At 77.0% G+C, this 2,348-nt stretch carries 2 protein-coding genes; both read left to right on the top strand.

Annotated elements, in window-relative coordinates:
- Positions 1 to 1,537: FtsX-like permease family protein (locus JNW87_RS37750; protein ID WP_238455373.1), on the top strand; the 1,537-nt coding region annotated here is incomplete at its 5' end.
- Positions 1,538 to 1,592: 55 nt separating this feature from the next.
- The gene (locus tag JNW87_RS37745) at positions 1,593 to 2,168 is read left to right on the top strand and encodes a nitroreductase family deazaflavin-dependent oxidoreductase (RefSeq protein ID WP_238455372.1); all 576 of its coding nucleotides are present in this window, start codon (positions 1,593 to 1,595) and stop codon (positions 2,166 to 2,168) included.
- Positions 2,169 to 2,348: the final 180 nt, after the last annotated feature.

The following is a 2,348-nucleotide window of genomic DNA, read 5'->3' as shown; positions in this document are numbered from 1 at the left end:
GCTGGCTCCGGCCTGGGCCGCCGCCCGCGAGGACGTGGTGGCCGGGTTGGCCGGACGGCGCACCCCGCCCCGGCACCGGCGGCGCTGGCTGGTCGTCGGGGTGCTGCTCACCCTCGGCGGCGCCGCCGTCGCCGGGCTCGGCGCGGCCAGCACCACCCCGACGGTGATCCTGGCCGGGCTGATCCTCGGCGAGCTCGGACTGGTCTTCGGCACCCCGACGTTGATCGGGCTGCTCGCCGGGGCCGGCCGGCTACTGCCGCTGGCACCGCGGCTCGCGCTGCGCGACGCGAGCCGCAACCGCTCCTCCGCCGCGCCGGCCATCTCCGCGGTGATGGCCGCGGTCGCCGGCAGCGTCGCCCTCGGCGTCTACGTGGCCAGCGACGAGGCCCGGGCCCGGGCGGACTGGCAGCCCGGCATCCCACCCGGCAACGTGCTGCTGCTGCGGTCGGACTCCGGCGCTGCCGAGCTGCCGCCGGTGGCGCAGGTGGCCGAGCGGGTCCGGGCCGTCCTGCCCGACGGCACGGTGGCCCGGGTCGACGTGCCCGCCTGCGCCGCGCCGACGTCCCCCGAGGACTACTGCAACGTGGCGGCGGTGGTCCCGCCGGACCGGGAGTGCCCGTACGAGCTGACCGGGTACCTGACCGCCGACGGGCGCCGGCGCGCCCTCGCCGACCCGCGCTGCGCGCGGCCGTCGCGCAGCCCGGACGGCCTCTACCTGCCGGCGTTGGTGGACGACGGCTCGGCCCTGCCCGTGCTCACCGGCGCCCCGGCCGCCGAGGTGGCCACCGCGACCCGGGTGCTGCGGGCCGGCGGGGTGGTGGTGAACGACCCGCGGCAGGTGGTCGACGGGCGGGTGGCCGTCACCGCCAGCCGGAGCTCCGCCGGCCAGGACCCGCCGTCCACCGTCACCGCCACCCTGCCCGGCTACGCGCTGCGCGGTGGCCTGCCGGTCGACCGGCTATTCCTCTCCGCCGCGGCGGCGGCCCGGATCGGCCTGACGGGCGAGCAGCTCGGCTACGCCGTCGACACCACCGGGCCGCCGACGGTGGCGCAGCAGGAACGACTCGTGGCCGACCTGCCGCGGCTCGCCTCGCTGCAGGTGCAGGTGGAGCAGGACCAGCCGTACTCGGACCGGCGGCCGCTGCTGCTCCTGCTGGCCGTCGGCGCCGGCGTGATCACCCTGGGCGCGGCCGGGGTGGCCACCGGGCTCGCCGCCGCCGAGGGGCGTCGGGATCTGTCCACCCTGGCGGCAGTGGGGGCCAGCCCACGGGTACGCCGGGTCCTGTCACTCTGCCAGGCCGGCGTGATCGCGGTGCTCGGTTCGGCGCTGGGCATCGTCGCCGGCCTCGGCTCGGCGTTGATCATCCTCTCCTCGGTGAACCGCCGGTACGCCGCCGCCTGGCCGGTCGAGACGCCGTACCCGGTGGTGGTGCCCTGGTTGACCCTCGGCGTGCTGGTGGTGGTCCCGCTGCTGGCGATGCTCGGGGCGGGGCTCATGACCCGGTCCCGGCTGCCCGTGGAGCGCCGGCTGGAGTGACCGGCTCCGATGTGGACCGGCCGCTCCGGGCCGCCCACGAGTGCGTGGGCCGCGCGTGGGTGCCGCCTCGGCGGCGGACCCGGCAGACTCGGCCCGTGTCGTCCTGGGAACCCTCACGCGCCGGCTCGGCCACCAGAAGTGGTTCGGCGCCACGTTGCGCCTGCTCGTCCCCGCCGACCGGCTGGTCGGCCGGCTCACGAAGGGCCGGGTGGTCGCGTTGGGCCTGGTGCCCTCCCTGGTCATCACCACCACCGGTCGTCGCTCCGGTCAGCCCCGCAGCAACCCCCTGCTGTACGTGCCGGACGGCGACGGGTACGTGGTGATCGGGTCGAACTGGGGGCAGCGGCACCAGCCCGGCTGGGCGATGAACCTGCTCGCCCAGCCGGCCGCCGAGGTGGACGTCAAGGGGCGCCGCGTCGCGGTACGCGCCGAGGTGGCCGCCGGCGCGGAGCGGGACCGGCTGTGGCAGCTGCTGGTCACCGAGTGGCCCGCGTACCGGACGTACGTCGAGCGGGCCGGCGGCCGGGAGATCCGGATCTTCCGGCTGGTCCCGGTCGGCGCGGAACGGACCGGCGCGACCCGTCCTGACTTCCGGGCGCGCCACCCGGGCCCGGCGCCGCGGCCTGGCTAGGGCTTTGACCACAAACGTTGGCCGGGTTGGTCGGGGTTGGGAAAGTGTCGTAGGGGTGGTGTTGGCTTCGGTTCGTGCCTCGCCGTCGGGATCCGGCCTTGCCGCGGGTCGTGCATCGCACCGCCCGGGTTGCTGTGCGGGTGACGCCGGGGCAGCGGCGGCGGTGTTTCGGGTTGCTGC

The organism is Micromonospora sp. ATA51 (assembly GCF_016802855.1).
In the GTDB taxonomy this organism is placed as follows: Bacteria; Actinomycetota; Actinomycetes; order Mycobacteriales; family Micromonosporaceae; genus Micromonospora; species Micromonospora sicca.
This window is presented reverse-complemented; position numbering and strand designations above follow the sequence as displayed.